21 protein-coding genes are annotated in these 25,277 nt (G+C 67.5%); 4 read left to right on the top strand and 17 right to left on the bottom strand.

All coding sequences use genetic code 11. From position 1 onward, the window contains the following. Positions 1-50: 50 nt before the first annotated feature. From LXT13_RS00550 to LXT13_RS00535, 4 genes are all read left to right on the top strand, one after another. Positions 51-2,714, top strand: a complete 2,664-nt coding sequence (locus tag LXT13_RS00550) for a DEAD/DEAH box helicase (protein WP_233369651.1) — start codon at positions 51-53, stop codon at positions 2,712-2,714. Then, positions 2,711-4,168, top strand: a complete 1,458-nt coding sequence (locus LXT13_RS00545; RefSeq protein WP_233369650.1) for a phospholipase D-like domain-containing protein — start codon at positions 2,711-2,713, stop codon at positions 4,166-4,168. Before LXT13_RS00550 ends, LXT13_RS00545 begins: the two co-directional genes overlap by 4 nt. Then, a complete protein-coding gene (locus LXT13_RS00540; protein ID WP_233369649.1) occupies positions 4,165-5,616 on the top strand; it encodes a GmrSD restriction endonuclease domain-containing protein in 1,452 nt (483 codons plus the stop codon). The genes LXT13_RS00545 and LXT13_RS00540 overlap by 4 nt, the downstream gene beginning before the upstream one ends. Positions 5,617-5,933: 317 nt before the next feature. Beyond that, a complete protein-coding gene (locus LXT13_RS00535) occupies positions 5,934-7,415 on the top strand; it encodes a hypothetical protein (RefSeq protein ID WP_233369648.1) in 1,482 nt (493 codons plus the stop codon). Between the two features lie 489 nt (positions 7,416-7,904). On the opposite strand, the gene LXT13_RS28615 is transcribed toward LXT13_RS00535, so the two are convergent. Genes LXT13_RS28615 through LXT13_RS00450 form a run of 17 tightly spaced genes read right to left on the bottom strand, consistent with a single transcriptional unit; the run spans position 7,905 to position 25,089 of the window. Next, the gene (locus tag LXT13_RS28615; protein WP_304622794.1) at positions 7,905-8,993 is read right to left on the bottom strand and encodes a TonB family protein; all 1,089 of its coding nucleotides are present in this window, start codon (positions 8,991-8,993) and stop codon (positions 7,905-7,907) included. A 1-nt stretch (position 8,994) separates the two neighbouring features. Next, positions 8,995-9,480 (bottom strand): ExbD/TolR family protein, encoded by a 486-nt coding sequence (locus tag LXT13_RS00525; protein WP_233369647.1) that lies wholly within the window; start codon positions 9,478-9,480, stop codon positions 8,995-8,997. A 12-nt stretch (positions 9,481-9,492) separates the two neighbouring features. Further along, complete coding sequence (locus LXT13_RS00520) at positions 9,493-9,996, bottom strand: ExbD/TolR family protein (RefSeq protein ID WP_233369646.1); 504 nt, start codon at positions 9,994-9,996, stop codon at positions 9,493-9,495. Between the two features lie 39 nt (positions 9,997-10,035). After that, the gene (locus tag LXT13_RS00515) at positions 10,036-10,695 is read right to left on the bottom strand and encodes a MotA/TolQ/ExbB proton channel family protein (RefSeq protein WP_233369645.1); all 660 of its coding nucleotides are present in this window, start codon (positions 10,693-10,695) and stop codon (positions 10,036-10,038) included. Positions 10,696-10,729: 34 nt separating this feature from the next. Further along, entirely contained in the window at positions 10,730-11,065 is a 336-nt protein-coding gene (locus tag LXT13_RS00510; RefSeq protein ID WP_233369644.1) for a hypothetical protein, read from the bottom strand. After that, positions 11,062-11,742, bottom strand: coding sequence for a tetratricopeptide repeat protein (locus tag LXT13_RS00505; protein WP_233369643.1), 681 nt, complete (start codon positions 11,740-11,742; stop codon positions 11,062-11,064). The genes LXT13_RS00510 and LXT13_RS00505 overlap by 4 nt, the downstream gene beginning before the upstream one ends. A 10-nt stretch (positions 11,743-11,752) precedes the next feature. Further along, positions 11,753-14,584 (bottom strand): tetratricopeptide repeat protein, encoded by a 2,832-nt coding sequence (locus tag LXT13_RS00500; protein ID WP_233369642.1) that lies wholly within the window; start codon positions 14,582-14,584, stop codon positions 11,753-11,755. Further along, entirely contained in the window at positions 14,568-16,454 is a 1,887-nt protein-coding gene (locus tag LXT13_RS00495) for a tetratricopeptide repeat protein (RefSeq protein WP_233369641.1), read from the bottom strand. Before LXT13_RS00495 ends, LXT13_RS00500 begins: the two co-directional genes overlap by 17 nt. Positions 16,455-16,495: 41 nt before the next feature. Then, positions 16,496-17,128: an AraC family transcriptional regulator gene (locus LXT13_RS00490; RefSeq protein ID WP_233369640.1), complete on the bottom strand. Its 633-nt coding sequence runs from the start codon at positions 17,126-17,128 to the stop codon at positions 16,496-16,498. An 11-nt stretch (positions 17,129-17,139) separates the two neighbouring features. Beyond that, a complete protein-coding gene (locus tag LXT13_RS00485) occupies positions 17,140-18,294 on the bottom strand; it encodes a DUF3570 domain-containing protein (protein WP_233369639.1) in 1,155 nt (384 codons plus the stop codon). Beyond that, positions 18,281-18,526 carry a DUF4266 domain-containing protein gene (locus LXT13_RS00480; protein ID WP_233369638.1) on the bottom strand — a complete coding sequence of 82 codons (246 nt, stop codon included), beginning with the start codon at positions 18,524-18,526 and terminating at the stop codon, positions 18,281-18,283. The genes LXT13_RS00485 and LXT13_RS00480 overlap by 14 nt, the downstream gene beginning before the upstream one ends. Positions 18,527-18,531: 5 nt before the next feature. Further along, positions 18,532-19,047, bottom strand: coding sequence for a TlpA disulfide reductase family protein (locus tag LXT13_RS00475; protein WP_233369637.1), 516 nt, complete (start codon positions 19,045-19,047; stop codon positions 18,532-18,534). Between the two features lie 36 nt (positions 19,048-19,083). Then, positions 19,084-19,752 (bottom strand): outer membrane beta-barrel domain-containing protein, encoded by a 669-nt coding sequence (locus LXT13_RS00470; protein WP_233369636.1) that lies wholly within the window; start codon positions 19,750-19,752, stop codon positions 19,084-19,086. A 13-nt stretch (positions 19,753-19,765) separates the two neighbouring features. Continuing rightward, entirely contained in the window at positions 19,766-20,533 is a 768-nt protein-coding gene (locus LXT13_RS00465) for an SH3 domain-containing protein (RefSeq protein ID WP_233369635.1), read from the bottom strand. Further along, entirely contained in the window at positions 20,521-21,108 is a 588-nt protein-coding gene (locus tag LXT13_RS00460) for a hypothetical protein (RefSeq protein WP_233369634.1), read from the bottom strand. The genes LXT13_RS00465 and LXT13_RS00460 overlap by 13 nt, the downstream gene beginning before the upstream one ends. A 5-nt stretch (positions 21,109-21,113) precedes the next feature. Then, a complete protein-coding gene (locus tag LXT13_RS00455) occupies positions 21,114-24,149 on the bottom strand; it encodes an HzsA-related protein (RefSeq protein WP_233369633.1) in 3,036 nt (1,011 codons plus the stop codon). Positions 24,150-24,189: 40 nt separating this feature from the next. Beyond that, positions 24,190-25,089, bottom strand: coding sequence for an FAD:protein FMN transferase (locus tag LXT13_RS00450; RefSeq protein WP_233369632.1), 900 nt, complete (start codon positions 25,087-25,089; stop codon positions 24,190-24,192). Positions 25,090-25,277 lie beyond the last annotated feature (188 nt).

Raw genomic sequence — 25,277 nt, 5'->3', positions numbered from 1 at the left:
GAGATGCAGACCACGCTGCAGTTCCCGCGGCCCGGCCGACGAACGCCATCGTGCTGTTGGCAGAGTTGGAGCGCGCCGCTCCTGCCGCCGCTGCCGAGGCGAAGCCGGTCGTCCTGTTGACGGTCACTCAGCGGGTCAAGGGCATCGTCGAACACGACATGGCTCTGCGAGGCCCCCAGGCCGAGAAGTTCGTCGAGCGCGACCTTGAGGAGGCTCGGTGCGAGGAACTGCCACCGCAGCCGAACAAAGAGGGCCGAAGCGTTCGCCTGATTGGCAACAAGTACAGGTACACCGCAGTCCGCGACCAGAGCGGGCAACGGCTGTCCATCGTCGACGCCGTGGAGCTTCCACCGTCCGAGATTGAGAAGCAGCGGCTCTTTTGCTGTGACCCACTGGTCCGATTCGGTCTTTCGGGTGCGATGGGCAGCCAGTCTGCCCCCAACATCGATGCGTTCCTTGAACACCTCGCTGTCTTTGCGGGCGACCAGAAGCTCAGAAAGCTGGAGCAGCGCGAGCAGGCGCTCTACAAGACCTGGCTGGACCTGCTCAGTGCGAAGACTGAACTGGAGAAGATGCGCAAGGTCCGGCTCGAGTACGAAGGGCTGGACGCCAAGGGCGAGTTCCTTCGGTTGAAGCTGCGTCAGGGCACCGCGGGTGGGCCAGCCCTCGCGGAGCAGGACATCTCAATCGACACGGGTGTTGCCGGGGAGTTCAAGGGCACCGTTGTGTCGGTGGACAGTAACGTCTTGCTGGTACGCCCGAGCGAGCGCAATCGGACCCGCCCCGAGCTGATTCCGACCCAGGGATGGGTGGAGACCGACACGACCAAGAGCGACGTCGCACTCGACAAGCAGAAGACGGCGGTAGAGGCCGTGCGATTCGGTCGCTCGGTCAACCCCGACCTGGGGCGCTTCATCGTCAACCCCGAGCAAGTCGAGGTACCGCCTTCGGTGGAGGTGGAGTTCATCCAGCAGAACATTGACGAGGACAAGAAGGAGGCAGTTCTGGCCGCACTGGCTGGGCCCCCGCTGATGCTGGTTGAGGGGCCACCTGGTACGGGCAAAACGACTTTCATCACCGAGCTCGTCCTTCAAACCCTCCGGGCTCAGCCGAACGCGCGGGTGCTGCTGACATCGCAGACCCATGTGGCCTTGGACAACTCCCTTGAGCGCATCGTCAAACAGTCAGGCGGCGCGGTGAGCGCGGTGCGAATCGGCCAAGAGGGTGATGACCGTATTGCCGAAAGCACCCGAAAGCTGTTGCTGGACGCGAAGCTGCCCGAGCTACGCAAGAAGGCGTTGGCCTCCGGGCGCGCATTCATCGAGCAGTGGGCGGTGGAGCGAGGGCTGAACCCCAAGGACATTCGGCGGGCCATGGCTCTCGAGGGGCATGCCACGTTGAAGACTCGCCTCGAAGCCGTCGACACCGAGCTACGCTTACTTGAGCCGCAGATGGACGACGAGCATCGCAAGAAGCTCGACGCCGAAGCACGCTCGGAGCTGGACGACAAGTTCCAGGGCCTGGTGCGCGAGCGCGATGACCTGGAGAAGGCCCTGCGCGAATCCTTCAAGGAGCTTTCCAACCATGTGGAGAGCAAGGAGGAGCTCAAGGAGTTCGCCGAGTGCTCGGCCGCTGACCTGCGAGGATGGGCAGAGGCCTACTCCGACAGCACCAGTTCAGGCGCCCAGCTCAAGGCCTTGATGGTGGCCCACGCCGACTGGGAGGCACGCTTCGGGCGCAGCCGCGAGTTCCAGGCCGCTGTCATTGCGTCGTCTCAGGTGGTGGCAGGGAAGTGCCTGGGCGTGATGAGCGTCCCAGGCAGGAACGAAATCGTCTACGACCTGTGCATCGTGGACGAGGCCTCTATTGCGACACCAACCGAGGCCTTGGTGCCGATGTCCCGCTCCAGGAGAACGGTGCTGGTCGGAGACAGCCGCCAGCTGTCGCCATTCCAGGACCCCGAACTCAGAGACAAGGGGCTCCTCGAGCGCTTCGGTCTTCGCCCTGAAGACCAGAAGGCCACCTTGTTCAACCACCTGAGGGAGACGTTGCCTTCAGACCTTCACAAGACGTTGACAACGCAGCACCGCATGCTGCCGGCCATCGGCGACCTCGTCTCGGAGTGCTTCTATGACGCTGCCCTGAAGAGCGTCGAGAGGAAGGCGGACGCGCAGCTCGTCGGGGCGCTCCCAAAGCCAGTGACCTGGTATTCGACAAGCAAGCGGGCCAACAAGGCGTCCCGCAAGATTGGCACGTCTTACGTGAACGACCTCGAAGTCGAGTTCATCGTGACGCTGCTCGGCCGGGTTGACTTCACCCTGCAGAAGGGCAAGGCCAAAGGGCGGCAAATCAGCGTTGCGGTGCTGACGGGCTACGGCGAGCAACGGGCAAAGCTGCAGATGGCCATCCAGACCAAGCGGCACGCCTGGACCAGCTACTCGGACATCTACGTCAACGTCGTCGATGCCTTCCAAGGCAGGGAGGCCGACATGGTGCTGTTCTCCGTCACTCGGTCCGAGGTCCAGGGGCTGGGCTTCCTGCGCGAGTTGGAGCGCATCAACGTGGCCCTTTCGCGCGGCAAGGAACTACTGGCCATTGTGGGTGACCACTACTACTGCCAAACCGTCGCAGGGGCGGTCAACCCGTTGAAGGAGGTCATCGACTACATCAGACGGCATCCCGATGCCTGTGCCCTTGAGGAGCTGGCGCAATGAGTCTCGAACAAATTCTTGAGCAGGCTTCAACGGCACGCCCTGGGTACGAGCTGGCCGCGTTCCGCGAGGCTGGCTTGCCGGTGTATGTGCTGACGCTGCGTGTCCTTACCCTTGAGCAGAAGCCTCTGGGCCCCATCGATGAAGGCGTGCTTCGCGCCGTTCAGGCCGGCCTGTCGGAACCCGAGCAACTGGTGAGCTTCTTGGGCTTGTCCGCGAACGTGCTGAACCCGGTGCTCGCCGGACTCACGACGACAGAGCAGGTGAACTACTCACGCGCCGTCGGTGAGGCGGCGGCGAAGGTGACCCTCACGGCCAAGGGGAGAACAACGCTCGTCGAGCTATCCACGACCCGCCCCCAGGAGCGCACGGTCCGTGTCTGCTTCGATGCCTTGACGAAGCAGCTCCTGTTCATTTCACCGGAGCAGCTCTTCAAGCCGCGCGAATTGAAGGAGATGGGCTTCGTTGAAGTACCCGTCGGGCAAGCAAAGCGGCCGGAGGTCGAGGACATCTCCCTGCAGGAGTTCGACCGGTTTCTGCAACTTCAGCGGGCCGGCCTCGAGGAGAAGCGAGAGCTTCTGGCCATTCGCCGGGTGGAGCGGCGCGAGCTCCACTTCCTTGGGTGCGTGATGGCCTTCTATCGCAGTCAGGCGAACCGGAACGAAGTCGACGTGGCCTTCTGGCGCGAGGATGGGCCGGCGCTTGAACACGAGAACCGATTCCGCGCCCTGGGTGGACCTGAGCTTGTCGGCGCCAGGTTGCTGACCACGGAAGGCACCCCGGCGGCTGCGTCCCCTCAGCCAGAGCCCATCGAGGGCCGGGGACAGGGCACTCCGGCGCCCGCGACAACCGTCATTACGCTAGAGGCACAACGTGCTCCGGCAGCTGAGGCCGACGACCCTCAAACCGTTCAGTCCGTGCTGTGCCATGAGCATCCGGCCCTGCTGCGTCGTGCGCTGTTGAAGTCCCGCAAGAGGCTGCTCATAATTTCCCCTTGGATTCGGCACCAGGTGGTGAACTGGGAGTTCATGGCCTCCCTTGAGGCACTGCTGCGTGCGAACGTCACCGTCCACATCGGCTACGGCCTTGATGAAGGCGAAGGCGCAGGGAAGGGAGCACCCGGGCAATCGAAGATTGCTATCACCGAACGGGCCGAGAAGGACCTGCGCAGCCTGGAGGGGAAGTACAAGAACTTCCACCTCGTCTACGTTGGCAACACCCACCGCAAGTTGTTGGTCTCTGACGACGAGTTCGCGGTCACCACGAGCTTCAACTGGTTGTCGTTCCGCGGTGACCCGAAGGACAAGCCTCGCGACGAGTATGGCGAGGTGTTCCGCAAGGCCTCGCAGGTCGAAAAGCGGTACCAGGGTGGCCTCGCACTCCTGCAAGAGGGGTACCGGGGCGCAGGTGGCGCAGTGGCCGCGCGACCGGCCAACGCAGGGAGGAAGGCTGGATGAGCGAAACCCTCTTCAAGGAAGTCCACTACCCGCTGGGCGCCCTCATCAACGACATCGGCCTCGGCCGCATTGGCCTGCCCGATATCCAGCGCCCCTTCGTCTGGGCCAACGCCAAGGTCCGTGACCTGTTCGACTCGATGTACCGCGGCTACCCGGTCGGCTACTTCCTGTTTTGGCAGACCGGCGCCGAGGGCGTGGAGACCAAGGTCATCGGCGATGCGAACAAGCAGAAGGCGCCGTCGCTGCTCATCGTTGACGGGCAACAGCGTCTGACCTCGCTGTATGCCGTCATTCGGCGCGAGGCCGTGCTGCGCGAGAACTTCGAGCGCGAGCACATCCGCATTGCCTTCCGGCCGCAGACCGGCACCTTCGCCGTGCCGGACGCGACGACCGAGCGTGACCCCGAGTACATCCTCGACATCTCCGAGGTGTTCAACCGACCGACCCACAAGACCATTGGCGAATACCTCAAGCGCCTGACGGCTTCGCGCGCAGTCTCCGACGCCGAGGAAGAAACGGTGGCCGACGCCATCGGCCGGCTGGCCGGGCTGACGAACTATCCGTTCATCGCGCTCGAGCTTTCGCAGCAATGTGATGAAGAGCAAGTGGCCGATGTCTTCGTGCGCATCAACAGCGAGGGCAAGAAGCTCAACCAGTCGGATTTCATCCTGACGCTGATGTCGGTGTTCTGGGACGACGGCCGCACCGAGTTGGAGAAGTTCTGCCGCGCGGCGCGCCAGCCGGCGCCTGCCGGTCAGCCCAGCCCGTTCAACCAGATTTTCCAGCCCGACCCCGACCATCTGCTGCGCGTCGACGTCGGCGTGGCCTTCCGGCGGGCCAGGCTGGAGCACGTCTACTCGCTGCTGCGCGGGAAAGACCTGGCCAGTGGCGAGGTCAGCCTTGCGCAGCGCAACAGCCAGTTCGACAAGCTGCGCGATGCCCAGGGGCGCGTGCTGAACCTGACTTACTGGGCGGACTTCCTGAACGTGGTCCGCGCCGCCGGCTATCGCAGCGCCAAGACCATCAGCTCGGTGAACGCCCTGGTGTTCGCCTACCAGCTGTACCTGCTCGGCCGCACCGAGTACGCCGTCGAAGGGTTCAAGCTGCGCAATGCCATTGCGCGCTGGCTCTTCATGTCGCTGCTCACCGGTCGGTTCACCTCGTCACCGGAATCGCGCATGGAGCAGGACCTGGCCGAGCTGCGCGAGTTGAAGACTGCCGACCAGTTCCTCGCGAGGCTGGCGACCGTGGAGTCCGGGACGTTGACGGACGACTACTGGACCAAGACGCTGCCGATGGACCTGGCGACATCGGCGGGCCGCAGCCCGGCGCTGTTCGGCTTCTACGCGGCGCAGACGCTGCTGGGTGCCCAGGCCCTGTTCTCACAGAGCCCTGTGGTGGACCTACTGGACCGGTCTGGCGGTCGACGAGCGTGGCGCGGTAGGTGAAATTCAATGTCTGCTCCGTCGTGTACCTTGCGATGAGCAGGTCTGGCCGCGGCGAATCGTCGAGATTTCGCGTCGAAACACCTCAGGCCAGGCGCAGCTACCTCGCCTCGTCCTCGATATCGGCACTCTGATTGACTTCTTGAGTGGGCCCGCCGGCTGGAAGCTCGTGTACCCTTGCAGCCGGTGCCCGTCGCGCGCCATCCGTCCGCATCGGAAAAGCAGCCCCAGCGACGTCCCCGAGTGAATTGACCGACCAGGCACCTCTTTGCAGGCGCTGGGCGAGCGGACCGTCTGCCTTGAGCCTGCCTGGAGAGCCCGTGTCTGAAGCACCCAAGTACACCCCGAGCCCGGCGTTCGACCGGGCGGCCCATGCCCTCGACCTCGCCGCTGAGTCTTTCTGGTTCAACCGGGAGCCGGCCGAGCAAGTCGAGCGGCTGGAGTCGCGCATTAAGTTCGCCGCCAAGCTGCTGGCCAAGGCGGCCGACATTCCCCACAGCCGCGCCTTGGACGCGATGGCGCAGGCGCTGCGGTTTCCGTCCTGGCACCACCTGAGCGCCCACTTGGGGCGCGCTGCAGATTTCGCCGCCGGGCCACTGCCTGTGGGCTGGCTGGATGCGCTGAGTACAGCCGTCGTGCTCGCGGCCAGGGCAGAAGCGGAGGTCACGATGCCTTCCGCAAAGCTGGATGCGTTCGAGGCATTGGGCGAGACGCTGGCCATGCTGACCGATGCGCCCAAGCAGAAGGTGCTGGACGAAGTGTCCGCCGGGTTGTGCGCAGGTCGAAGCTGGCGCGAGGTTCGGCAGCGTAGCCCTCTGGACGCCAATGCACCGTTGTACCGATTCGCCGTCCACGAACAGGATGCCGAGGGCGGTCTGGGCGGCTGCTTCGAGGAAAGCCCAGCCTGCCGGCAGTTGGTCGAACAGCTCGACGACAACTGGCAAGGCTACGACGGGTTTCCCAAGGAACAGAAGAGGCGCGCCCGCGGCTGGGTAGAGGCCATCCTGGCCATGCAGCCCGGCTTCCTGGAAGCCAGCCTGGCCCTAGCCTGGATGCAGAAGAACGCTGGCGAGCCGCAGGCGTTGACCACCGCCAACGCAGCGGTTCGCCAAGCCGAGGCACTGATACCTAAGGGCTTCAAAGGACGCATCCTCTGGGGCCACCTGGGCAACCGCTTCTATCACCGGCTGCTTTGGCTCCAGCTCCGGCTGCACCACGAGCGAGGTGCTAGCGACGCTGCCGCACGGGTGGCGCGCAAGATGCTGCGGCTGAACCCCAACGACAACCTGGGCGTGCGCTACGCCTTGCCCTTCCTGTTGCTGGAGCAAGGCGAGGTGGCCGCCGCCAGGCGCTCGCTCAAGGCCATCTCGGACGAGGCTGGCTTGACCGCCGCTGCGACGCGGGCCTTCGTCGCCTTTGCCCAGGACAAGCCGGCCGAGTTCCGGCGCGAGTTGGCCACGGCACTGTTCACGCTGCCGGTGCTGCGCGCCTTCCTGCTCAACGACAACAAGGCCTTGCCGGAAGGCGAGTCCGGCTACCGGCACATGCAGCCGGACATGGAAACCTTCGCCGAGCTGGCGTGGCCGAGCTACTGCATCCTGCCCGGCCTGCGCAAGGCTTGCCAGGCCTTCCTTGCCGAGCCCGAAGTCCGGGCCGCCGAGCGCGAGTTGGCGGCGTACTGGACGGGCTACTGGGAGGTCCGGCGAACCCCGGGCGCAGAGCGCAAGGGCTCCGCAGAGGGGTGGGCACAGTTGCTTGCGCTGAGCATCGACAAGGTTGGCCCGAGACCTCGGCGCGCATAAGTCCTTGATTCGACGAAGAGCAAAGGCTCAGAACAGGCGGGGCGAGGCTAAATTTTCTGTGCCAAATCTGTGCCAAATCCAGCGGATGGAAGGGGGTGGAAACGGGTGGAAGGCGAAGGAAGCGATGTGCTAAGCTATTGACTTTCCTAGGACCGACCCCTTGGGCTCGGGGCTCCTGGAGCAGCAGCTTGTTTTTCGGGACGTAGAGGCCGGAGGTTCGAATCCTCTCACCCCGACCAGGAAAATTAATGAGTTAGCGCCTGTCGGTTCTACTCAATGCAAGCGCCGGGTAACGCCCGGGGAACACAAAGCCCTCAGTCGAGGGCTTTTTGCATTCCAGGCCCGGCCACCGCGCGCCGCAGATGCCGACGCCACATGGTTGCGTTTACGACACTGGGCTCGTCCTAAGCCCATCGCATCTTGACACCGCCGGACGAGACGCAAGGGCGGAAGGGCGACTGCCGAGGGCCCCCTTCCACGACAACGGCTTCAGGACGGCAGGAAGTCCAGCGGATAAGTCACGACCATGAGGTCCACCTGCTTGGCGCCGAAGTCGAACTGCTGGATTCGCGCCAGCAGCTTGCGCTCCAGGTCAGGCGTCTTCAGCTCGCTGGAGACGATGCGGCAGCCGACCACCTCGCCCGACGGCGCAATCTTCAGCTCAACGACGACCTTGCCCTGCAGCGCCGGGTCTTCGCGCAGCGCGCGGTTGTAGATGGCGTAGATCGAGCCCTTGTTGCGCTCGAACACGAGACGCACATCCTCCAGCGAGCGCGAAGCCTTGCCGCTGCCACCGCGCTGAAGCGTGCCACCAGCACCGCCCGAGCCGCCATTGCCGCCACCCAGCGTGTTGCCCTTGCCACCCTGACCTCCACCGCCGGCACCACCACCACCGCCTCCGCCGATGACACCTTCGACCAGGGTCGTCGAGCGCCCGGCCAAGCCACCGCCGCCAGTGTTGCGGCTGTAGGCCGCCGTGTTGATACCACCGCTGCCGCCGGCCGCGTTGGAGGTGATCATGTTGCGGTCCGGTAGGCCGGCGTCCGTGCCGGCGCCCACGCCCGGCCCGGAGCCGGTGCCCACGCCGGGCCCCTGCCTGATGTCCTGCTTCAACTGCACGGCAGCGGGTGCGCCATGCAGTTGACCGATCTCGTCCTTCATCGCCAGCAGGCCCACACCGGCGGCCTTACGGCGCGCCGCGGCCACCTCGCCGGGCGGGCGATCGGGCTGCGGATTGCGGGCCTCAGGCACCGGTGCGCCCTTCAGCGGCTGCGCCTTCGGCAGGGCCCGCGCGGGCTCTTCCGCGGCGGCCTTCTCGGTCTCCTTGCGGACGGGCGCCTCGACCTTGGGCTTGGGCGGCGGCAGGTCCTTGTCGACCAGCAGCTTGGCCAGGCGGGCCGGCAGCTCGGGGGGCTTGGCCCGGTCCGCCACCGGCTTGGGCGCCAGCAACAGCACCAGGCACACGGCAGCCACAGCGGCCAGCACGGCGTTCAGGATGTGGCGGAACCGTGCGTCGTCCTCGGGCACGTTGGCCCAGGCCAGCACGTCCGGTCGGAACGTCATCGCGAGCGCTGCCATCTCAGGTCTTCCTCTGCACGGCGAAGGCGATCTCGACGAAGCCCGCCCGCGCGCCGGTGGCCATTACCTTGCGCAGCAGGCTGTACGGGATGCGCTTGTCGCCCATGATGGTCACCGCCTTGCTAGTGCCGTCCTTGTCGGCGCCGAGCACCGGGCGGCTGGCGAGCAGGTCCAGCTCGGCCTTGAGCCCGGGGATCAGGTCGTCCTTCAGCTGCATCGCGTCGGCCACGTCGGCCACCTTGCGGCCATCGACCACGATGTCGGTCTCGCTGACCGACACGACGATGGTCTGGCGCGGCGTCTTCTCGGCGACCGAGTTCGGCAACTTCACCGCGCGCGAATTGGTCAGCACCTCGATACCAGTGCTGGACATCAGGAAAAAGATCAGGATGGTGAAGATGTCGATCAGGGCGACCAGATTCATGTCCAGCCCCGAGTTGTTGCGCGCCATGCGGGCGGCGCGCTTCTGCACAGGCGTCAGTTTCATGCGGGGCCTCGGCTACTTCTTGCTCGCGCTGGTGGGCGCATCGCCGATCGAGACGTCCGGGAACAGCTCGATGTCCGGCACCTTGCCCGTGGCGCCGGGCGGCCTGGCCTGGCGCACGGTGTCCATGACCTGCACGAGGCTGTCGTATGACGTGTCGGGCTGGGCCAGCACGCTGGCCGAGCGCGTGGCGGGGTACTTGGCCTTGATGTCCTGCAGCAGCGTGGACAGCGTCGCCAGGTCATAGCCCTGTGGCGTGGACGGAATGCGCTGGATGAGCCCGCCGATACGGTCGCCCACCTCCAGCGCGTCGGAACGCAGTACGACCTCCAGCTTCAGCAGGTTGTCGGTGTCGATGCGTTCCGGGCCCGAACTCTGTGTCGGCAACGCCATGTCCACCACGGCCAGGTGTGAAAACACGGCCGTAGACAGCAGGAAGGGCACCAGCACGACGATGACGTTGATGAACGCGGTCACCTCCAGGTGGACCGCGTGCTTGCGCGGGCGGCGAACCGGCATGGTCAAGCCTCCTGGTCAGCGAAAGTCAGCCGTGCCATGTCAGCGGCCCAACGCGGCTTGCTGCTCGGCCTTGATGCGGCCCGTCACGTTCAGGAAGCTGATCTTGGCGGCCTCCAGTCCGTCGACGATCTCCGTCGTGCGCGCCTGCAGAAAGGCGTGGATGAGCAGGAAGGGGATGGCCACCGACAGCGCGAACGCCGTGTTGTTCATCGCGATGGAGATGGACGCCGACAGCAGCTCGGCCTTCTCCGCCGGGTTGACCGCGGCCACCGCAGTGAAGCCCTTGATGAGGCCGATGATGGTGCCGAGCAGCCCCACCAGCGTGATGACGTTGGCCAGCGTGGCGATGTAGTGCGTGCGCTTCTCGAGGCGCGGCACGATTTCCATCATGCCCTCCTCCATCGCCGCATCGAAGTCCTCGCGGCGGCCGGGGCTCTGCATGCGCTCCAATCCGTTGACGACGATCTTGCCGATGGCGGCATCGGACTTCGAGGCGATGCCATGCACTTCCTTGAACCGACCGTTCTGCAGCACCGGCAGCATCTCCGCCCACAGCTGGCGGTTGTCGCTGCGCGCCTTGCGCAGGAAGACGAATCGCTCGATGGCGATGGCCAGGCCGACCGACATGATGGCGATACTGAAGTAGATAGCGACGCCGCTGTCCTGAAAGAATTTGACGGCGAAATCGACGACGCTCATGGGCTTCTCCTGAAAAAGACGGATCCGAAAACGATTAGGGGCGGACGGGGGGTTGGGCGGGCGCCGGCGCGGGGTCGGGCGCCGGAGTCGCGGGCGGGGCCTTCGCGGCCTCCACCTGCGCGTGGTACTGCACCTGGCGGCGGAACACTTCGCGGTCCACCGGGGCCAGCGCTTCGTCCAGAACGCTGGCGGTAGGCTTGCCGGACAGCTGGGCGGGCAACGGCTTCTTCCACGGCACGATGTAGAGCACCTTGGGCAGCTCGCGGTTGCCGATAATCTTGGTCTGGTCGATTTCGGCGCGGTCCTGCGCGTGCGCCGCCGCGGCGGCGACGGCCAGGGCTGCAGTGATCAGCAGCGGTGAACGCTTCATGGTTTCTCCTTGCTGGCCACTGTGGCAACCGACTTGCGGTTCTTCAGTTCGGCGATCCACTTGGTCACCGCCGCGTCGCCCTGGGGCGTCAGCGCCAGATAGCGCTCGTACTGCGCCAGCGCGCGCGGGCCGTCGCCGAGGTAGAGGTCTAACAGGATGCCGAGGTTCAGCACAGCAGCGGCGTGATTCGGGTCCAGCGCCAGCGCCTGTTCGTAGGCCTGGCGCGCATGGCCGAAGCGGCCAGCCTGGCGGTAGGCGAGGCCCAACTCGTTGTGTAAGGCCGGCTGGCGCGGGCTCAGCTTGACGGCCAGCTCCAGCTCGGTGATGGCCGGCTCCAGCCGGCCGCCACTGTCGCGGTAGAGGATGCCCAGGTTGGCATGCGGGCCGGCCAAGCCCGGGTCGGACTTCGTCAACGCCAGCAAGGCGCGTTCGGCCTCAGCCGTGCGCCCGGCGCGCATGAGCCCGCGGGCATCGTCGAAGGAGCGCTGCGCGACGGGCGTGACGACGACCTCGGGCTCTGCCGCCGGCACGCGCGCGGTCTCGGTGGCCGAAGCCGGTGCGGCGGCCATCACGGCGGCGGCGGGCGCGGCGCCCTTGGAGACGGGCTTGGACGCACAGCCGCCCAGCACGAGTGCGGCGACCAGCGCCAGCAGCGGGCGGCAGACAGGACGGCCCATAGCTCCAGGCTCAGCGGATCGCATCGACCCCTCCTTCACTGCGTTCAGCCTTGCCGTAGCGCGCCGGCCGCAGCTCGCGCAGCGCGGCAAAGCTCTTGCGGACCCACTCGTCGTAGAGGCCCTGCGTCGTACGGCGCGCATTGGCCTCGTGCAGCTCGATGGCTTTCTCCTCGAAGGGATAGGCCTGCTCTTCCAGCATCACGTTGTACTGTTCCAGCTCCAGCTTGGAGAGCTTCTTCGGGCGCTGCGACTCCAGCAGCGCCTTGCCGAAGTCCTGGTAGAGCGCCGCCGTGTAGTACGAAGCCGCGGTGACGACATCGGCCACGCCGTAGTCGGCCGCCACGGCATAGGCCTTCAGCGCCTCCTCCAGCCGTGCCTTCTTGGCCTTCAGCTGCTTGGCCAACGGCTCCACCAGCTGCACCTTGCTGTAGGCCTCGACGGCCGGCTGCGCCAGCGTCAGCGCGGCCATCGCGCCTAAGAACTGCGTACGCGGCGTGCGCGCGGCACCGCCCGCCTGATCGGCCTGGTAGACGTCGCGCATCAACGCCTGCTCGCGCGCGGCGTTGCCGTCCACGCGCACCAGCAGGGCCTGGCGGTAGCGCGCTTCGAGTGCGGTCTCCAGTGGCTGAGGGTACTGCCTCACGTAGCGCTCGTAGGCCTGTGCCAGCGTGGCGCGGGCGGCGGGCGTCATGGCTTCTGGCGTCTTGCCGGCCGCCTTCTCGCGCAGCTGCAGCGACTGCCACAGCGCCGCGCGGGCCAGCGTGGCGTCGGGGTTGGCAGCAGCCAGGCGCTCGTACTCGCCGGCGGCCTGCGTCCAACTGCCCTTCTCCGTGTAGACGAAGGCCAGCTTGGTCGTCACCTCGCCCTGAAGCGCATGCTTGGGGTAGCGGCTGCGGAAGTCCTCCAGCGTGCTCGCGGCGGCATCCCAGTCCTTCAGGCCGATCAGCGCGGCGGCCGCGTCGTACTGCGCCGTCGCGCGCACCGCCGCATCCGGCGCCACGCTGGCGATGCGCATGAAGTGGCCCACGGCCTCGCGCGCCTGGCCACCGCTGCGGGCCTGCTCGCCCTGCTTGTAGACCGACGCAGCCAGCCGCTCGGCCAGCTCGCGCCGGCCGGGCTCGGCGGCCGGCGTCAGCGCCAAAACCTCGCCATAGGCCTTCTCGGCGGCGCCAAAGTCGCCGCGCTCGAAGGCCGTGTGGGCCACGACGGTCCAGGCCACGCGGCGCTGGGCCGCGGCCACCGGTAGCTGCATCGCGAGCACGCGGCGGGCGACGGTCGCTGCCTGCTCGCCGTCGCCCAGCGCGTAGAGCTGCTCGGCGGCGCGGGTCAGCACGGCGCTGCTGCGCGCATCAGCCGGGAAGGCATCGGCGAAGCGCTGTGCGCTGCTGGTGGAGGCCTTCTGCAAGGCCGGCAGCTCGCCGGGCGCCGCGGCCTTCTCCAGCGCCGCGTAGCTCAGCAGCGCGGTGTAGCCGGCGTCTGCACTGCGGGCATGGGCCGGGTAGCCGTAGGCCGTCTTCTCGTACTCGGGGATGGCCTCCACGAAGCGCTTGTCCTCGTACAGCAGCTCCGCCAGAAGGAAGTTGTGCTGCGCGGCCTCCGGCGTGTCGGGGAAGGACGTCAGGTAGAGGCGGTACCAGCGCACGGCCTCCTGGTAGTCGGCCGAGGCCTTGTTCTTCTGCGCCATCGCATGGTGGTGGCGCGCTAGCTCGGCCAGGTGCGTCTTCACGAGCGGCTGGGCTTGCTCCCAGCCCTCCGGGTTGGCCTGGCGGAACTCGCTGCCCGCGCCATAGCGCGAGACATAGTCCTTCTTCGCCTCCAGCGCCTGGTTGGCGAAGCCGTTGCCCTGGTAAATATCGATGACGCGGGCCTGCAGCAACGGCGCCTGCGCATTCAGCGGCTCGCGCCGTGCGAAGGCACCGAAAGTGTCGGCGGCGTCCTTCAGCCGCTCCTGCTTCAGGTAGAGCTCGCCGAGCTGCTCGTAGACACGGAACTCGTAGGCGCGGCGCTGTGGAGAGTTGATGTAGGCCGGAATGGCCTCCGCGCCCTGCAGGTTGGCCAGGCTGAGGCTGGTCACGCGGAAGGTGTCCTCCAGCAGCTCGCGGTCCGCGCGAGTCAAGCCAGGCAGGCTCTGCAGCTCGCCCTGCCGGCCGAGCGTCGCCGCCTTCAGGTCCAGCACACCGAAGAAAGACTGCAGCGCCTCCTCCAGCTTGGCCTGCTTGAAGCGCGACCAGCCCTGCATGTAGGTGGCCCGCTCCTGGAAGGGGCTGCTGCCGCCCAGCAGCGTGCCATAGGCCTGCTCGGCGCGGGCGTAGTCGCGCATCGCGAAAAGCATTTCGCCGCGGCGGAACTGCGCCTCGTCGCGGTAGCTCGTTTTCGGGTACTCGGCCACAAGCCGGTCCAACGTGGCCATGGCCGTCTCCAGCTCGCCGGCCTGCTCGTGCGCACGAGCCATCTGGTAGAGCACGCGGTCGTTGCCCGGGTCCCTGGGGTAGGCCTTCAGGTAGTTGCGGTAGCGGACCAGCGCAGTCGCGTAGTCGGGGCCGGCGTTGGCAGTGCCTGCGGTGCTGGTGGCAGCGCGGTTGTCGGCGCTGTCCATCTCCAGGTCGCCCAAGCGCCGCAGCGCTTCGGCGCGCTGCGGCGCGCGCGGTGCCACCTCCAGGAACTTCTGGTAGGCGGCAATGGTCTGCTCCTCGGTGGCCATGACGCCGCGGTCGGGCTCGACCTTGACGGTGCGTCCCGCGAGCGTCTTCAGCGTGGGCGTCTCGGGCACGTCGGCGCGCTTGCTGGCGCAGGCCGCAAGGCCGCAGACGACGAGCAGCGTGAGGCTATGGCTTGGGCGCACGGTCGCCTTCCTTGGACACGCTGGCCCGGTCGTGAAGTTGCGCCACGGCAAAGCGCGCCTGGGTGTTGTAGAGCGCCAGGCGCTCCTTCTGCCTGGCCAGTTCAGCCACGGCGATCTCCTGCGCGGCCTGCTGCTGCTGTCGCGACAGGTCCGCCACGCGGGGGATCAGCGCCGCGATGCGGCCCCTCACATCGGCGACGCGGCGCGCGAAAGCCTCGAACCGCGCTGGCTCCTCGGTCTGCGCGCGGGCCAGCGCGGCGTCGTGCGCGCGCGCGCCGGCGAGCTCGCGGTCGATCGTGCGCAAGTCCTTCTGCGCGGTCCACAGCCGCGCCACATGGTCCTGCGCCAGGTCCCACGTCAGCAGTCCGGCGGCCAGCCGGGCGCGTTCGCGGGCGACGTCGAGCGACGCGTCCGGTGTCATAGCGGCCAGGCTCTCGTTGACCCGCTTCACGCGTTCGATCAGCGCGTATTGCCGGGCCGTGGCCAGCGCCTGCGTGTCGAGTTGCTGGTCGACACGCTGCAACTCGGCCGCGATGTCGTCGCGCCGTTTCTGCAGCGCGTCCAGCCCCGCGGCGCCCGCCTGCGCGCGCGCTGCCGGCAGCCGTTCGGCATAGGCCTGCCGGCGGTTGGCCAGCATGTCGTCGAAGACCGCCAACTTGTCCTGCCAGTCCTGCAGGTTGCCGGCCAGGAACTGCAGGTCGCGCAGGTTCTTGAAGGCCTCCTGGAACTCGTGCTGGGCCAGCACATCGGTCAGGTGGCCGGCATGCGGCATGTCGGGCAGCTGGCGAATGCCGGCAAACCAGCCCATCTCGACGCCCGGGTTGGCCGCCAGCAGCCCGTCGAGCAGCTTGCCCGCACGGATGGCCGAGATGGACTCGTTCAGTGCCGCGTCTTCCTGGCCGTAGAAGGCGATGGCGTCGTTGTAGCGCGCCAGCGCCTGACCGAACGCGCCGAGCTGCGCATACGAATACGGCACGGCCATGTGCGCCTCCAGCGCGGCGGCATCGCGCGTGCCACGGCGCAGCAGCTCGTTCCACGGCACCAGCGCCTCGTCGTGCCTATTCGCGGCAGCCAGTGCCCAGCCGTAGCCCAGCAGCGCCTTGTCCGACTGCAGACCATCCAACCGCACGCGCTGCAGCATCGCGGCGGCGTCCGCGGGCTTGTCGTCGCGCAGAAGTGCGAAGCCCAGCGCCAGGTTGGCCTGGTCGCGCAGGCTGCGGTATTCCTCGGTCGCAGGCATGGGTGGCGACTGCGCGCGGCCCAGCTCGTCGAGCCACCTGCGGCCGGAGGCGACGTCACCGCCGCGCACCAGCGCCACGCCCAGGTTATAGCGCGCATACAGACCAGCGCCGGGCCGCTGCGTCGCGCCGTTCAGCAGCCGGGCGGCGCCCGCGGCGTCCTGGTTGGCCAGCAGCGCATTGGCGTACAGCAGCACGCGCTCTTCATCAAGGTCCGGCGGCAGTCGGGTTCCGATGCGGCCCAGCGCGTCCAGCGCCTCGGCGAGCAGGCCACGCTGGTAGCGGATCTTGGCCAGGTAGAACCACGCACGGTCGCGCACCGGCGGCGCGGCGGTCTGCGCCAGCAGCCGCGTGAACACCTCGCCGGCCTCGCGGTGCAGCCCGTAGGACAGCAGCAGGCCGCCGCGCAGCAGCTCGGCTTCGTCGGCATGCCGGCTGACCCGCTCGAAATGCTGCGACGCCATCAAGCCCGTGATCGCTGTGAAGTACTGGTCCTGGTAGAGGTGGAAGAGCGTGTCGCCGTAGTGCGGGTCTTTCACCAACCTGGGCGCAGGCGCGTCGGCCGCGTGCGCGGCGCCCAGCGCGCCGGCCAGCGCCGCTACCGCGCCCAGGCGGCACCAGGCGCGCGCCATGCGCGGGGAAGAGCTGCTCGAAGCCATCTGCACGTCGACGCCTATTGCCAGACCTTGACGTCGAACTCCGGCTGCAGCTTGCCGGTGGAGTCCTGGATGCGCAGCTCGATGTACTTCGGGTCGGTGCCCTTGTCGAACTTCACCGTCGCGCCGCGCTTGTAGTCGCGGAAGTGCGGGCCCTTGCCGGTGAAAAAGGCCACGATCTCGTGCTCGCCCGACTTCAGGTTGCCAAGGTAGACACGCTGCATGCCACCGCGGTGCAGCGCCTGCACCTCCAGCGGCGAGTACAGGTAGCTGGCGACCAGCTTGTCGTCCAGCTTCACCTGCAGCGAATCGAGCTCGAACATCTTGCCAACATCCATCGACACGAACACGGCAACCTGCGTGTTGGCGGGGAACAGCAGTTCCTCCTCCAGCACGAGCAGGTCACGGTTCAGGCGGATGACGTCGCCCTTGACGTCCTGGATGCGATCGTCGAGCCGCTGGGGTGCTGCCGGCGCGCTGGCGGCGTCCGACGGCGCCGAGGCCGCCACCGCGGGAGCAAGCGCCGGGCCGGAGGCCGGTGCCTCGGACCCGGCTGGCTCGGCCGCCCAGACCGGGGCGGAGATCGACAGTGCAGCCAGGCAACAAGCCAGAAACCGCATGCAGGGGGTGAACAGGGTGTGGGCGTTCAATCGCCTTCTCCTCAGAATGTGGCCGACGCGAACAGCTGCAGGATGTGGGCGTTCAGTGCGTACGCCTTGCCCGAGCGGAGGTCGGTAAAGTCGCTGTACTTGAAGTGCAGCAATTCGTAGGCGGCGCTGAGCTTCACTTCGTAGTCGCCGACCTTGCCGGCGCTGTAGGTCAACTTGCCGCCCAGGCCCAGGCTCTTGAAGGTGCTGAGCTGCCGGTTGCGCGACAGGTAGACCGTGTCGGCGACCGCGTTGTCGCTGTAGAACAGCGCCTTGCTCTGCGAATGCAGTCGCACCGTCCCCTCGGCCAGGTAGCGGTCACCGAAATAGCGGCTGTAGCCGCCTTCCAGCGTGTGCGCTCGGATCGCCCAGTTGTCCCAGAAGTAGCGGTACTCGCCATGCACGGCGCTGCCCGGGGCCAGCGCGCCCGTGGCGCCGAACTTCACCGCGCGGCTGGAGCGCGTGCGCGGATCGTTCTCGGGCACGAAGGCACCGCCGATGCGGGCCGAGCGGTAGGGGTTGCCAAGGTAGCCGTCGTCCGACACGACCTCCGCGTTCACGCTCATCAGCCACGTCGGCGACAGAATCTGCGTGACGCCCAGCCGGTAGCGCCAGTGGCGCGCGTGGTCGAAGAAGCCCACGTCCTTGCGGCCCACGTCGTCGGTGCCGCGCGAGTAGCCGAGCGCGACAGTGGTCATGCCACCGAACATGTCCTGCGACACGTCGACGTTGAGCGTGGTGGCTGCGTAGTCGGGCTCGGTGCTGCGCGTCGCCGATACTGACAGGATGCTGTCCCGCACGAGGTAGTCACCACCGACGGTGTATTCCTTGCGCGTCTCCTTGAACGGGCTGGCCGTCGTGACGACGTCGATGGACGCGCTGCTGACCTGGTCGATGTAGTAGCTGCCGTGCAGCGACACCGACGCGCCGAGCTTCTTGCGCACCAGCACCGCCGGGCCGCTGGCGCGCAGGCCGTCGGCGTCGTAGACGTGGACCATGGCCTCGGCCTGATCCTCGGGCAGCGTGGCCGCATGGCCGCCGGTCGCCGACAGCGCCGTGCCGAGCAGCGCCACCACATGGGCAGGCCGCGGCACGCCGCGGCGGCGCAGCAAGGCCAGCAAGCGACGCAGCCGCGTCGACGCCGAGCGCCACAGCTCAGTTGCAGCCACAGCCACCTCCCTGCACGCCGTTGGCGCCGCGGGCGCCTTCGCGCACCTCGTACACGTGCGCGAAGTGCTTGGCCGACAGCGCGTTGCGCGACGGCTGCATGATGGGATCGGCCAGGCGCTCGCGCTCGTAAGGCTTGACCCAGGGCTCGATCGGACGCATCGACGAGCACCCCGTTAGCAGCAGCGCGCTGCCCAGCAGCACGCCGGCACGCAAGGGAAGGCGGGTGGGCATGGTCATCATTCCTTCAGCAGTTCGCGGATCTGCTTTTCGTACAGTGCCTCGTAGCCGGCCTGGTAGCCGCGGTACACGTAGCGCACCTTTCCGTCGCGGTCGATGAGCAGCGTGGATGGCATGCTGCTCAGGTCGTAGCGCTTGCTAACGCTCTTGTCACCGTCCAGCAGCACCGGAAAGTTCACGCCCAGCTTGCCGGCCAGGTTGATTGCATTGCGGCTGTCCTCGTCGACGTTGATGCCCAGCAGCGTGAAGCCCGAGCCCTGGTACTTCTGATAGAGCTGGTTCAGCAGCGGCATCTCTTGGCGGCACGGGCCGCACCAGGTGGCCCAGAAGTTCACGAGCACCACGCGGCCACGCAGCTCGTGCAGCCGCACGTTCCTGCCATCGGCTGCGCGCAGCGTGAAATCGGGCGCGGCGGCATCGGGGGCTGCGGCGCAAAGCCCGGCCAGCGCGCCGAGCAGCGCGCCGGCCAGCAGGCGCCGCAGCGGCGCGGCGGCGAAGGGGGTGGATATCGACATCATGGAAGACGGGAGACGGACAGGCCGCGGCGACGCTCAGAAGAAGAACGTGCCGCCGAGCGTGAACTCGAGGTTGTTGGTGCTCTGGCGCTTGCCCAGCAGGTCCAGCGAGTAGCGGTGGTCGCGCATGTCGATCTGCACCGAAGCCCAGTCGGTCAGGAAGATGCGCGTGCCCAGGCCGAAGGTGATGGTTTGGTGCCGCTGGTCGACGAACTTGGTGCTGCCGACGCCGGCCACCAGGTACAGCGCCGACGCGCGGGCCACGTTGCGGCCGACGAACACCTCGCCCGGCAGCACGTTCCAGCCACCCAGCACGTCGTAGTAGTTCAGCTTCTGCTTCTCGCTGACGAAGATGCCGCCCGGCAGGATCTGACGGAAGGTCTCGTCGCTGACCCTGGTCTGCGCGTAGTTGCCCTCGACAAAGAAGTCTTCGGTGATGTGATAGCCGAGCCGGATGCCGCTCACCATGCTGGAGCCGAAGTTCTGCGTGGCATAGGCCCCGGCGAACAGGCCGACGGAGAAGTCGTTGGACGGGATGCGCGGCAGTTTTACGTCGCGGCGGTCGACCTCCGGCACGACGACTTGTTCGTTGGGCTTCTGCGGGTCGGCCTTGGCGCCGGGGCCGCCATCGGCAGCGTGGGCCAGCAGGGACGCGCCGGCCAGCGTGGTCACCAGCAGGGCTTGAAGGAAGGGACGGGTCTGCATGGTGCCGAGTGCCTCAGAAGAAGAAGGAGATGCCCGCCGTCAGCGCGCGGTATTCGCTGGAGCGCGTGTCGGCCACGTAGGCGGTGTAGATGCTGTAGTCGGCACGCAGCACGAAGCGGTCGCTCATGTGCCAGCGCACGCCGGCCGTCGCGTGCGCCAGGTTGGCGTTGGTCGTGATGGCGCTGACCAGGCTGGTGTTCGGGATGTTCTTGAACTTGCCCAGGCCGATGCCGACGAAGGGCGACAACCGCTTGTCGGACCAGGGCTCGGCGTTGAGGCCCACATGCCAGAAGTCTGTGCCGGCGAACACGCCCTGCACCTGGCCCACGGTGGCCTCGGCCGACAGCGTGTCGCTGAGCCGGTAACCGGCCCAGAGCTTCAGCACGGGCTCGTTCTTGAAGCGGCCCCACGCCATGCCCATCTCGACGCGGCGGCGCAGGTAGTCGTCAAGCAGCACGTCACGGAAGGTCTTGCGGGCGCCGTACTGCGTCAGCGTCGTCTCCAGCTGCGCGCGCTCGACCCAGCCCTCCTTGCCGTTGGCCAGGCGGACCTTGAACCAGTCGGTGTGGCGGGACAGGATCTCCACGGACTCGCCACGGCCGGCCACATGGAACACCGGGTAGCCGCGTCCGGGGGCGGTGTGCAGTTCGAGGTAAGGGTCGGCGACCTGCACCTGCTCGGTCGGGTCGTCGGCCGCGCACGCCGGCACCGCTGCCAGCACGGTCGCGGCGGCCAGCGTAGCGCGCAGGCCGATCAGCACCGAAGAGGTCAGGCGGCGCATGACGCGGGCTCCGGTGCGGTGAACTCGTCCTGCCCCTGCGGCGCCGGGTGCGACATCCAGTACAGCAGCAGGCGGACGTTCGGATCGCTCTCGTCCAGGAAGATGCGCCCGCCGCCATGCAGCACGCCGCGCACCAGCGGCTTGTTAAGCAGCCGGCTGGCGGTCGGGTCGGCGAACACCACCTGCCCTTGCGCCGACTTGAAGTTCTTGTACATGTCGGTCTGGCGCAGCGCGGCGGCGTCCGGCGTGCCGCCGAGGGCCACCGTCGTCGCTCCCTGGTTGATGCGAAATGACCCGCCGCTGCCGGTACTCACGTCATGGCAGCCACCGGCCGCGCAGGTGTTGGTCACCGACGTGCCCTGGATCGGCAACTGCAGCAGGAAGATCGGGTTGATGCACTTCTGGTAGTAGGCGAACGACAGCTTCTGGCCCGCGTCAGCGCCCGGGTTGGCGATCTGCGCCGGGTTGTCCAGCGGGCTGGAGCCGCCACCGCCGCAGCCGGCAAGCAGGAGCGGCATGGCCAGGCCCAGCAGCGCGGCCCAGCGGCCGGCATCGAATCGGGAGGCGGTCGACATGGCGTTCAGCAGCCTCCGGCGATCCACGTGGCGATGGTGTTGTAGTTCGCGCTGCCCACCGGCAGCACGGCCGGCGCGGAGGCAGACGCCGCAGCCGGGTGCGGCACCGTGGATGGGCGGCTCAGCAGGTAGTTCGTGTCCGGTGCGCAGACGTTGGAGATCATCGTCAACGCGACGTTGAAGTCCCCCTCGGCGGAGCCGGTCAGCACGAAGCGGTTCTGGCGGAAGTTCGTACCGGCCGCGACGTTCTTGCTGCCGATGGCCTGGTGGCAGCTCGCGCCGCACGTGGACTGCAGGATGGGATAGACCGTCTTCTCGAACGACGCCTGTGTCAGCTTGCCCACCGCCTTTACGCCACCGGCGTTCAGGTCGTTGTAGTACTTGCCGCCCAGATCCATGAACTCGGCCAGCAGGCGCAGCTCCGCCTTATTCAGCAGCTTGCTGTGGTCCAGCGTCGCCGGTGTCGGGTGCACCTGGCGGGCCTCGCCGCTGACCAGCAGCGTGTGGCCGGACAGGATCTCCATCAGCCGGCTCTTGCGCGCCATACCCAGCGCGTCGCCCTCGCTGGCCATGCTGTCCACCAGCGCGGGCAGGCGTTCGATGACCGGCTCACCGTCCTCGATGTGCGTCACCGGCAGGCCGGTCTTCGCGTCAATCTTGGGCTCGCCGAGCATCAGCTTCTCGTACGACACGACGCGCCCGGTGCCGGCCAGCGTGCCGCTCAGGTCCAGCTTGGCGGACGCCTTGTGACAGTTGGTGCAGGTGTTGGCGCCGCGGTCGCGCGACCACAGCGGTTGGATGTGGTCCGGGTAGTTGATGATGCCCTTGGTGGGCACGCGCGTCGCCAGATCGTTGGCCGGGTCGGGCGTGCCGTCAGGCAGCGTGTTGCCGGTGTACTTCAGCGAGATGTCGGGGCGCTTGCGGCCCGCGGTCTTCGTCGTGTCGGCCCACACGTCGGTGTAGACCATGTCCAGCGCCGGGATCAGCAGTGACGCGACGTTGTTGGTGCGCGTCTGCGCCATCGTCTCGCCGGCATTGCGGGCATAGGCCGCCTTCAACGCGGCGGGCACGCTGTCCTTGATGATCGACGAGTTCAGCGCGGCGCCGCGGCGCGGGCTGTGGCAGCCGTCGCAGGTGCGGGTCTCGCCCGGGCGCACCTGGATCCAGTTCGTGTGCGTCTGGAACGCACGGCCCGACGCGTCGATAACGGCGACGGCCAGCGGCGTGTCGGCCGGCACGTAGATCTGGAACGAACCGTCCGGCTCGATGGGCGCATAGCCGAGGATCTGCTGCGGCTCGAAGTCGGTCTCTCCGATCGCCTGACGCGTGCCCATGCCCTGCTTGGGCGCCACCGCGCGCACGACGCGCACGAAGCGGGCCGGGCTGCAGTAGTAGGCCGGCTTGGCCGGGTCCTTCAGCGACAGCAGGTCCGCCACCTGGGCGCGCGTGTCGTCGGGATCGGTGGGCGCGATGGTAGGGATGGGCGTCGTGCAGCCATCGGCCTTGTCGGCCTCGGCCAGCACCGGCGCGCCCATGCGGCCCAGACCGTCGGTGTCATAGACGCTGCGCACCGACAGCAGACCCATGCCAGCGGGGATGCCCGACGATGAGACGGCCAGCGCCTGACGCATAGAGGCGGCCGCCGTCGTGCTTGCCGGGTTGGGCTCCTTGCGGGGCTGCAGCGCGATCGGGTCGGTGTAGATGAAGCCCTCCGGCGGCGCAGCGACGATGAGCATCGTCTTCTTCAGCGGATCGAACATGTAGACCGCGTAAACCGGGGGCACGTTGTCGCGCAGGTTGGCCGTGGCGGCGGCCTCGGCGGTCTGGTCCATGTCGTCGCTGATGGACGCCAGCTCGGCATCGGTCAGGTTCGCGCAGGGCGTCACGACGAACGGCGCCCCGGCCGACGTGCGCTTGTTGACCTGGCACGGCGCGTACGACAGCAGCACGCGGTTGCTGCCGTCCCACAGCGGGTAGGGCGTCGTGATGCGACCGTAGCGGGACACGCCGCGGTCGAAGTTCAACACCTGCTCGGTCGGGTAGGTCTGGCCCGACTTGGCCTTCACCGACGCGTTGGCTGGCATGTACTGCTCGGAGAAATTGGCCGCGTCGACGAACACCAGCGCGCCGCCCTCGTGCGTGCGCGACAGCGGCATCAGGTCCGATGCCAGAACGCCCTTGTACGAACCGGCCGGATCCATCTCACGCGGATGCAGGAAGCTGTTGCCGTCGCTGTGGGCGCCGTAGCGGACGAACATGTTCGTGCCGTCGGGGCGGACCGTGAAGATCTTGAAGTGGTTGCGGCCACCGACATGGTCCCAACGCGAGAACATGATGTCCCCGTCCATCTGCACCACCGGGTTGCGGTCGTGGCTCTGGTTGAACGAGATCTGCGTGATCGCACCACCTTGGGCATCCATCGTGTAGAGGTTGAGCACTCGCTCGCGCTCGTACTCGTCCAGCGCCGGATAGGTGTCGGTGCCACTGGGCAGGTCCACCGTCGTGCGCTGGCGGTTGGAGGCGAAGACGAAGCCCGCGCCCGCCGGCAGGTAGGCGGGGTCGACGTCGTCGTCGCCGGACGTCGATTGGGTCAGTCGGCGCAGCGTGCCGCCGGCGAGCCCGCCGGTGGTCATGTCGTATTCCCAGATGTTCCAGTGCCCTGTGCACAGCGGGTTGCTGGCCACCGGGCAGTTCATCGAGAAGACGATCTTCTTGCCGTCGTACGAGGCCTCGGGGTCGGACACATCGCCCTTGCCCTGCGTGTAGGCCTGCGTCACGTTGATCTCGGACGCGCTGGCAGACGACTTCGTGCGGATGATCAGGTCACCGCCCGGCTGGAAGCTGACGCCGGTCGTGGGGTTGAGGTTGATGGCCACCGCGCGCTTGGCATACGCGATGGGCACGTCGCCCAGTACGGTCAGCGTATCCGGATCGGCGGTGGGGCCGGGGCTGGTGCTGTCGCCACTGCCGCAGCCGGCGAGCACCAGGCTCAGGAAGGCGGTTGCACCGCCCATCACACGCATTGCTGTGGGGTGCCTCATGCGCCCTCCTTCAAACCAATGAATAGGTCAACCCTGCGGATCACTGCACACCCCCGTGGGTGTGGTGGAGCAGTCCGGACGAGTAGTGCAGGACACCCTCGGCATCGACGACGACCGCATCGACGCCAGGCTGGGACTCGATGAAGCGCAGCCCGCGTTCCCAGCCCATGACGAACACGCACTTGGACAAGGCTTCGCTGGTCAGCCCGTCGTCGGCGAGGATCGTTACGCTGCGCACGCCGCAGGGCGAGCGCCCCGTGGCCGGGTCGATCAGGTGATGGTGGCGCACGCCGTCGCGCTCGAAGAAGCGCTCGTAGTCGCCCGATGTCGAGATGGCCGTATCCTGAAGCGGCAGCACCGCCACGACCTCGCCATCGCGCCGCGGGTCGCGCACGCCGATGCTCCACGGCCTTCCGCGGCGGTCGCCGAGCACATGGCTGTCGCCGCCCGCACTGACGATGCCGTGCGCGATGCCGTGGCGGCGCAGGATGGCCACGCCGTTGTCGGCCGCATGGCCCTTGGCGAAGCCGCCGAGGTCGATGCGCATGCCCTCGCGGGCGAACCGCACGGTGCGCGCCGCCGGGTCCAGTTGCAGCCCGCCCCAGCCGATCAGCGCGCGGGCCGACGCCAGCGTCGCGTCATCGGGATGGATGCCGGCCCGGTAGTCATACAGGCGCCCGGCACTGGCGAAGGTGATGTCGAACACGCCATCGGACAGCTCGGAGAACTGCCGTGCACGTGACAGCAGACCATACATCTCGTCGCTGACCGGCACTGGCCGCGCAGCGGCCTCGCGGTTGATGCGAGACAGCTCGGAGCCCGGCTTGTGCGGGCTCATCGTGCGGTCGATCCGGTGCATCTCGTCGATCACCGCGGCCATCGCCGCCTCAGCCTGGGCGCGGTCCTCGCTCCACAGCTCGACGTGAATGGCCGTACCCATGATGGCTTCACTGCGCTGGAACCATCCGCGCGATGCACGCACACGCTCACGCGGCCGGGCACTGAAGCTCGACCGGCGACTGATGGTCTTCTGAGCGACGCTCATGTTTCTGAAATGACCCACGCTGGAATGAAAAGGAGGGGGCGCGCCAAGCGCTTGAGCGGCGTCTTCACGCCATGCCCCCGCAA

Source organism: Pelomonas cellulosilytica (assembly GCF_021353265.1).
Lineage (GTDB): Bacteria > Pseudomonadota > Gammaproteobacteria > Burkholderiales > Burkholderiaceae_C > Pelomonas > Pelomonas cellulosilytica.
The sequence above is the reverse complement of the archived record's forward strand: the minus strand, read 5'-3'. Positions and strand labels throughout refer to the sequence as shown.

Bases quoted from the DNA above. Each gene is read 5' to 3' on its own strand.
- LXT13_RS00460 (WP_233369634.1), bottom strand. From the start codon at position 21,108: ATGTCGACCGCCTCCCGATTCGATGCCGGCCGCTGGGCCGCGCTGCTG.
- LXT13_RS00495 (WP_233369641.1), bottom strand. From the start codon at position 16,454: ATGGCGCGCGCCTGGTGCCGCCTGGGCGCGGTAGCGGCGCTGGCCGGC.
- LXT13_RS00450 (WP_233369632.1), bottom strand. From the start codon at position 25,089: ATGGGTACGGCCATTCACGTCGAGCTGTGGAGCGAGGACCGCGCCCAG.
- LXT13_RS00505 (WP_233369643.1), bottom strand. From the start codon at position 11,742: ATGGGCCGTCCTGTCTGCCGCCCGCTGCTGGCGCTGGTCGCCGCACTC.
- LXT13_RS00540 (WP_233369649.1), top strand. From the start codon at position 4,165: ATGAGCGAAACCCTCTTCAAGGAAGTCCACTACCCGCTGGGCGCCCTC.
- LXT13_RS00545 (WP_233369650.1), top strand. From the start codon at position 2,711: ATGAGTCTCGAACAAATTCTTGAGCAGGCTTCAACGGCACGCCCTGGG.
- LXT13_RS00475 (WP_233369637.1), bottom strand. From the start codon at position 19,047: ATGTCGATATCCACCCCCTTCGCCGCCGCGCCGCTGCGGCGCCTGCTG.
- LXT13_RS00455 (WP_233369633.1), bottom strand. From the start codon at position 24,149: ATGAGGCACCCCACAGCAATGCGTGTGATGGGCGGTGCAACCGCCTTC.
- LXT13_RS00465 (WP_233369635.1), bottom strand. From the start codon at position 20,533: ATGCGCCGCCTGACCTCTTCGGTGCTGATCGGCCTGCGCGCTACGCTG.
- LXT13_RS00520 (WP_233369646.1), bottom strand. From the start codon at position 9,996: ATGCCGGTTCGCCGCCCGCGCAAGCACGCGGTCCACCTGGAGGTGACC.
- LXT13_RS28615 (WP_304622794.1), bottom strand. From the start codon at position 8,993: ATGGCAGCGCTCGCGATGACGTTCCGACCGGACGTGCTGGCCTGGGCC.
- LXT13_RS00470 (WP_233369636.1), bottom strand. From the start codon at position 19,752: ATGCAGACCCGTCCCTTCCTTCAAGCCCTGCTGGTGACCACGCTGGCC.
- LXT13_RS00510 (WP_233369644.1), bottom strand. From the start codon at position 11,065: ATGAAGCGTTCACCGCTGCTGATCACTGCAGCCCTGGCCGTCGCCGCC.
- LXT13_RS00525 (WP_233369647.1), bottom strand. From the start codon at position 9,480: ATGAAACTGACGCCTGTGCAGAAGCGCGCCGCCCGCATGGCGCGCAAC.
- LXT13_RS00515 (WP_233369645.1), bottom strand. From the start codon at position 10,695: ATGAGCGTCGTCGATTTCGCCGTCAAATTCTTTCAGGACAGCGGCGTC.
- LXT13_RS00480 (WP_233369638.1), bottom strand. From the start codon at position 18,526: ATGCCCACCCGCCTTCCCTTGCGTGCCGGCGTGCTGCTGGGCAGCGCG.